Raw genomic sequence first — 6,401 nt, 5'->3', positions numbered from 1 at the left:
GTCAACCGTTATTTTCAAAAACCTTTCATTGATTCAATCAGCCCCAATAGACACGGGATAAATCAATAGAAGCGCGCAGCCCTTTAGGTCACCTATTACAAGCTGGGAAACGCAAATTGCGACGCCTCATGGCTCGCGCGTTGCGGCCAGCGCTGGGTAATGGCTTTGCGACGAGTATAGAAACGCACTCCATCCGGTCCATAGGCATGCAAATCACCGAACAGCGAGCGCTTCCAGCCACCGAAGCTGTGATAAGCCACCGGTACCGGCAAAGGCACGTTTACGCCGACCATCCCCACTTCGATCTCGTCGCAGAACAGGCGCGCCGCTTCGCCATCCCGCGTAAAGATGCAGGTGCCATTGCCGTACTCATGATCATTGATCAGTTGCATGGCGGCTTCAAGGCTATCGACACGCAAGATGCACAGTACCGGCCCGAAAATCTCTTCTTTATAGATCCGCATTTGCGGCGTCACTTTGTCGAACAGGCAGCCGCCCATGAAGAAGCCCTGCTCGTGACCTGCAACCTCAAGGCCGCGACCATCGACGATCAGGCTTGCCCCCGATTGAACGCCGTCCTCTATGTAGCTGCTGACCTTGTCGCGATGTTGACCGGTCACCAACGGCCCCATGTCCAGACCACAACTCGTGCCTGCACCTATTTTCAGGCTCTGGATCTGCGGGACCAGCTTCGTCACCAGTGCATCGGCAATCTGATCGCCGACGCAGACCGCAACGGAAATCGCCATGCAGCGCTCGCCACATGAACCATATGCCGCGCCCATCAACGCATTCACCGCATTATCCAGGTCCGCATCCGGCATCAGCACCGCATGGTTCTTCGCCCCGCCCAGTGCCTGAACGCGCTTGCCGCGAGCGGCGCCCTCTTTATAGATGTATTCGGCGATAGGCGTAGAACCGACAAAACTCAGCGCCTTCACTTCCGGCGCTTCGATCAGCGCATCGACTGCCACCTTGTCACCATGCACCACATTAAGCACACCCTTGGGCAGTCCCGCTTCATGCAACAGCTCGGCAATCAGCAGCGTCGAGCTGGGATCACGCTCGGACGGTTTGAGAATGAAGCAGTTACCACAGACAATGGCCAGCGGGTACATCCAAAGCGGCACCATCGCCGGGAAGTTGAAGGGCGTGATCCCCGCGACAATACCCAGCGGCTGGAAGTCTGACCAGGCATCGATGTTCGGCCCCACGTTGCGGCTGTATTCGCCCTTGAGCACTTCCGGTGCCGCACACGCGTACTCAACGTTCTCGATACCGCGCTTCAACTCCCCCGCCGCATCTTCCAGTGTCTTGCCGTGCTCCTCGCTGATCAATTGAGCGATACGGCTTTCGTTCTGCTCCAGCAGTTGCTTGAAGCGGAACATTACCTGAGCGCGTTTCGCGGCAGGCGTGCTGCGCCAGGTCGGAAAGGCGGATTTCGCTGAGTCGATGGCCTGCTGAACGGTTTCACGGCTGGCAAGCGCCACATTGCGAATGGCCTGACCGGTCGACGGGTTGAACACATCAGCCGTGCGTCCTTCACCGGAAACGAACTCACCGTGAATCAGGTGCTGAATGTTGTTCATGAACAAACTCCAAAAAATTTCCGTCAGGCGCGAACTGCTTCGCGCCTGGTATCTATATAAGAAGGATTCGAATGGAAACGATCAATCGACCAGATTCAGTGCTTCGCCCACCGCGTCGAATAGCCGGTCCAGGTCCTGCGCCTTGCTGTTGAAGGTTGGCCCGAACTGCAACGTGTCGCCGCCAAAACGCACGTAGAAGCCCGCTTTCCACAGTTTCATTCCGGCTTCAAACGGCCGCACGATGGCATCCCCGTCCCGCGGCGCAAGCTGAATCGCGCCTGCCAGACCGTAGTTGCGGATGTCGACGACGTTCTTGCTCCCTTTGACGCCATGCAACGCACGCTCGAAATGCGGCGCCATTTCCGCCGCCTGCTGCACCAGATTCTCGCGCTGCAGCAGGTCGAGCGCAGCCAGGCCGGCGGCACAGGCCACCGGGTGGGCCGAGTAGGTATAGCCGTGCGGGAATTCGACGGCGTACTCCGGCGTCGGCTGATTCATGAAGGTCTGGTAGATCTCGCTGCTGGCAATCACCGCACCCATCGGGATCGCGCCATTGGTGATCTGCTTGGCGATACACATCAAGTCGGGCGTCACGCCAAAGCTGTCGGCACCGAACATCGAGCCGGTGCGACCAAAACCGGTGATCACTTCGTCGAAGATCAGCAGGATATTGTGCTGGTCACAGATCTCGCGCAGGCGCTTGAGATACCCCTGCGGCGGAACGATCACACCTGCGGAGCCCGCCATTGGCTCGACGATCACCGCAGCGATGTTCGATGCGTCGTGCAGCTCGATCAGCTTGAGCATTTCGTCAGCCAGCGCGATGCCGCCCGCCTCAGGCATTCCTTTTGAATACGCATTGCTGGCCAGCAGCGTATGAGGCAGATGATCGACATCCATCAACTGACCAAACATCTTGCGATTGCCATTTACCCCACCCAGGCTGGTGCCTGCGACGTTAACACCGTGGTAACCACGCGCCCGCCCGATCAACTTGGTCTTGGTGGCCTGGCCTTTGAGACGCCAATAAGCGCGCACCATCTTCACTGCCGTGTCGGCGCACTCGGAGCCGGAGTTGGTGTAGAACACATGGTTGAGGTTGCCCGGCGTCAGGTCGGTGATTTTCTCCGCCAGCTGGAACGACAACGGATGGCCGAACTGGAAGCCCGGCGAGTAGTCCAGCACACCCAGCTGTTTGTAGACGGCTTCCTGAATTTCCTTGCGGGTATGTCCGGCGCCACAGGTCCACAACCCGGAAAGCGCATCGTAAATCGTGCGGCCCTTGTCGTCTGTCAGATAACTGCCTTGCGCGGCAACGATCATGCGCGGGTCTCGCTGGAAGTTACGGTTGGCCGTGTAGGGCATCCAGTGAGCATCCAGCTTCAATTGACGGGTAACACCGGGATCGGACGACTCGAACATATTCATTGGAGCGAACCTCGTGGGGTGCTGGAGCAGACAGTTATTTAGGTTAAGGTGCCATGGAGCCAATGTCCGAAAAATCCGACTTTCATGATCTTTAGTTTGGTAGAGACTAAACAATGAGCACCCGCCGCACCGAACTCCTCGCGCAAGTCAGTGACTTCGATATCCGCCTGTTGCGCCTCTTTAAAAGCGTCGTCGAGGCCGGCGGCTTTTCGGCGGCGGAAAGCGCGCTGGGCATCGGCCGCTCGGCGATCAGTCAGCAGATGAGCGATCTGGAGCAGCGCCTGGGTTTACGCCTGTGCCAGCGGGGTCGCGCCGGTTTCTCGGTGACCGATGAAGGTCATGAGGTCTATCAGTCAGCACTGCAATTGCTGGGTGCTGTGGAAAGTTTTCGTACCGAGGTCAACGGTCTGCATCAGCATTTGCGCGGCGAACTGAATATCGGTCTGACCGACAACCTCGTCACCATGCCTCACATGCGCATCACTCACGCGCTCTCGCGACTCAAGGAGCGTGGACCGGATGTGCGCGTCAATATAAGCATGATTGCCCCGGCCGAAGTCGAGCAAGGTGTGCTCGAAGGGCGGCTGCATGTTGGCGTTGTGCCTCAGGTCAGCGTGCTGCCTGGCCTTGAATACCTGCCGCTCTACAGCGAACGTTCGCTGCTTTACTGCGCCGTCGGTCACCCGCTGTTCTATGCCGATGACGCGGCACAGGACAGCGCACGTCTTGCGGAGCAGGACGCCATCGCGCCGACGTTCAGACTGCCGGTCGAGATTCAGGCTCATTATCAGGCGCTGAAATGCACGGCCAGCGCATCGGATCGAGAAGGTATGGCATTCCTGATTCTGACCGGACGCTACATCGGCTATCTGCCGGACCACTATGCCAGCGCCTGGATCAAGGAAGGCCGTTTGCGCGCACTCAAGCCTGACTCACGGTTTTACGACTTGAGCCTGGTGACGGTGACACGCAAAGGAAGACGCCCTCATTTGGTGCTGGAAAACTTCATGGAAGGCTTGTCTGCTACCCGATGACCCACTTTCAGCGTTACGTCATATTAATCTGCATGACCAGACCTGACCCTGAGGTGCCGCAGTTGATTGATCTGGCTGGATATATCGAGCGTTTCGGATCCATTACCTGAGCAACTGGACAGCTTTTTGCAACACATCTGGATAACGATACGCCAGCTCATGGCACATCCTGATTCGAGAACCTGCCATGCAGCCCGACGCTCCTCACCACAATGATCTGATCTACGGCCTCGACGACCGGCCAAAACCTCCAACGGCACTCCTTGCCGCACTGCAACATGTGCTCGCCAGCTTCGTCGGCATCATCACGCCGCCATTGATCATCGGTTCGACGCTGGGTCTGAGTGCCTATCTGCCGTACCTGATCAGCATGGCGCTGATGGTTTCCGGCGTCGGCACGTTCATTCAGGCGCGCCGCCCATTCGGCATCGGTGCCGGGATGATCTGCCTGCAAGGCACCAGTTTTGCGTTTTTGGGAGCGGTGCTGTCGGCAGGTTTTCTGGTCAAGCAGCGCGGTGGCAGCCCGGAAGACATCATGGCGATGATCTTCGGCGTGTGCTTTTTCGGCGCGCTGGTGCAGATCGTGCTCAGCCGCTGCATCGGCCAGTTGCGCCGCGTGATCACGCCCTTGGTGACCGGCATCGTGATTACGCTGATCGGCGTCAGCCTGATCAAGGTCGGTGTGACGGACCTGGGCGGCGGCTTCAACGCGCCTGACTTCGGCTCGCCGTTGAACCTGGCGCTCGGCGTGTTCGTGCTGGTGGTGATCATTGCGCTGAATCGCTCCAACACGCCATGGATTCGCTTGTCCGGGATCATCATCGGCCTGGCCGTGGGCAGCCTGGCGGCCTGGTTGAGCGGGAAGCTTGTGCCGCAACCGATTCACGATTTGCCCCTGATCAGTGTTCCGGTGCCGTTCCGGTTCGGCTTCAGTTTTGACTGGAGCGCTTTCCTGCCGGTTGCGCTGATTTATCTGATCAGCAGTATCGAAACCGTCGGCGATCTGACCGCCAACTGCATGCTCGCCAAACAACCAATCAGCGGCCCGAGCTATGTCGCGCGGCTCAAGGGCGGCGTGCTGGGCGACGGCGTGAGCTGCATGCTGGCCGCCACCTTCAGCGCCTTTCCCAACACCACATTTGCCCAGAACAACGGAGTGATTCAGTTGACGGGCGTGGCCAGTCGCTATGTCGGACTGTACATCGGTACGGTGCTGTTCATGCTCGGGTTGTTCCCGCACATTGGCGCCATCGTTCAGCAGATTCCCAAGCCGGTGCTGGGCGGCGCAACCCTGGTGATGTTCGGTAGCGTTGCCGCAGCCGGCGTGCGGATTCTTGCGCAATCGCCACTGGATCGCCGCAGCATGCTGATCATCGCCACGTCGTTCGGCGTCGGTCTGGGTATTGCCTCACAGCCCGCGCTGCTGCATGAGATGCCAAAACTCGTACAGAATCTGTTCGACTCGGCGATCACCAGCGGCGGCCTTACCGCGATCCTGATGTGCCTGCTGATTCCCGAAGATAAAGCCGCCGTAACCAATGCCGAACGTGTGCCAGTGGCAGACCCCCTTGAGCCTCGACGTTAAATTCCCGAGCCTGCGCTTGCGGGATGACCGCAGGTGAGTTATCTGTGCACTCGCTGCGCCCCTTGATCTGTCCGGAACCGACCATGACCCTCCAAGTCCCTGCGCACAACGCTCACGTCGCAAAGCCTGCCAGCCGTATTCGTCAGAAGAACGAAGAGGCCATCATCAAGGCCGCTGAAGACGAATTCGCCCGTCACGGCTTCAAGGGCACCAGCATGAATACCATCGCGCTCAAAGCCGGGCTGCCCAAAGCCAATCTGCACTACTACTTCACCAACAAGCTCGGTCTCTACGTGGCCGTGTTGAGCAATATCATCGAGTTGTGGGACAGCACCTTCAACACCTTGAGCGTGGACGACGATCCCGCCGAGGCGCTGGCCCGCTACATCCGCGCCAAGATGGAGTTTTCGCGTCGGCAGCCCCAGGCATCACGGATCTTCGCCATGGAGATCATCAGTGGCGGGGAATGCATGAGCGAGTATTTCAGCCAGGATTACCGCCTGTGGTTCCAGGGACGGGCGGCAGTTTTCCAGGCCTGGATCGACGCGGGAAAGATGGACGCCATCGACCCGGTCCACCTGATTTTCCTGCTGTGGGGCAGCACTCAGCACTACGCTGACTTCGCCTCCCAGATATGCCGTGTCACCGGACGCACGCGCCTGACCCGACAGGACATGGACGAGGCCAGCGAGAACCTGATCAGGATCATCCTCAAAGGGTGTGGGCTTACGCCGCCAGCCTTGTAGAATTCGCACCTTGTCGCCT

5 protein-coding genes are annotated in these 6,401 nt (G+C 58.8%); 3 read left to right on the top strand and 2 right to left on the bottom strand.

The genetic code is table 11. The features are described from left to right. Positions 1–95 precede the first annotated feature (95 nt). Positions 96–1,589, bottom strand: coding sequence for a CoA-acylating methylmalonate-semialdehyde dehydrogenase (locus BZK31_RS21430; protein WP_083185212.1), 1,494 nt, complete (start codon positions 1,587–1,589; stop codon positions 96–98). An 81-nt stretch (positions 1,590–1,670) separates the two neighbouring features. Continuing rightward, entirely contained in the window at positions 1,671–3,017 is a 1,347-nt protein-coding gene (gene aptA / locus BZK31_RS21425; protein ID WP_083185210.1) for an omega-aminotransferase AptA, read from the bottom strand. Positions 3,018–3,130: 113 nt separating this feature from the next. On the opposite strand from aptA, the gene BZK31_RS21420 reads away from it, so the two are divergent. From BZK31_RS21420 to BZK31_RS21410, 3 genes are all read left to right on the top strand, one after another. Next, on the top strand, positions 3,131–4,051 hold the full coding sequence (locus tag BZK31_RS21420) for a LysR family transcriptional regulator (RefSeq protein WP_083185208.1): 921 nt from the start codon (positions 3,131–3,133) through the stop codon (positions 4,049–4,051). A 187-nt stretch (positions 4,052–4,238) separates the two neighbouring features. Continuing rightward, positions 4,239–5,636: a uracil-xanthine permease family protein gene (locus BZK31_RS21415; protein ID WP_083185206.1), complete on the top strand. Its 1,398-nt coding sequence runs from the start codon at positions 4,239–4,241 to the stop codon at positions 5,634–5,636. Between the two features lie 83 nt (positions 5,637–5,719). Beyond that, the gene (locus BZK31_RS21410) at positions 5,720–6,382 is read left to right on the top strand and encodes a TetR/AcrR family transcriptional regulator (RefSeq protein ID WP_083185205.1); all 663 of its coding nucleotides are present in this window, start codon (positions 5,720–5,722) and stop codon (positions 6,380–6,382) included. Positions 6,383–6,401 lie beyond the last annotated feature (19 nt).

Origin of the sequence: Pseudomonas floridensis (genome assembly GCF_002087235.1) — a bacterium.
In the GTDB taxonomy this organism is placed as follows: Bacteria; Pseudomonadota; Gammaproteobacteria; order Pseudomonadales; family Pseudomonadaceae; genus Aquipseudomonas; species Aquipseudomonas floridensis.
Note: the sequence above shows the minus strand (reverse complement) of the source record. Positions and strands in the feature narration are given on the sequence as shown.

What these genes read in the sequence shown, in the direction of transcription:
- BZK31_RS21410 (WP_083185205.1), top strand. Translation starts at nt 5,720, where the DNA reads ATGACCCTCCAAGTCCCTGCGCACAACGCTCACGTCGCAAAGCCTGCC.
- BZK31_RS21430 (WP_083185212.1), bottom strand. Translation starts at nt 1,589, where the DNA reads ATGAACAACATTCAGCACCTGATTCACGGTGAGTTCGTTTCCGGTGAA.
- aptA (WP_083185210.1), bottom strand. Translation starts at nt 3,017, where the DNA reads ATGAATATGTTCGAGTCGTCCGATCCCGGTGTTACCCGTCAATTGAAG.
- BZK31_RS21420 (WP_083185208.1), top strand. Translation starts at nt 3,131, where the DNA reads ATGAGCACCCGCCGCACCGAACTCCTCGCGCAAGTCAGTGACTTCGAT.
- BZK31_RS21415 (WP_083185206.1), top strand. Translation starts at nt 4,239, where the DNA reads ATGCAGCCCGACGCTCCTCACCACAATGATCTGATCTACGGCCTCGAC.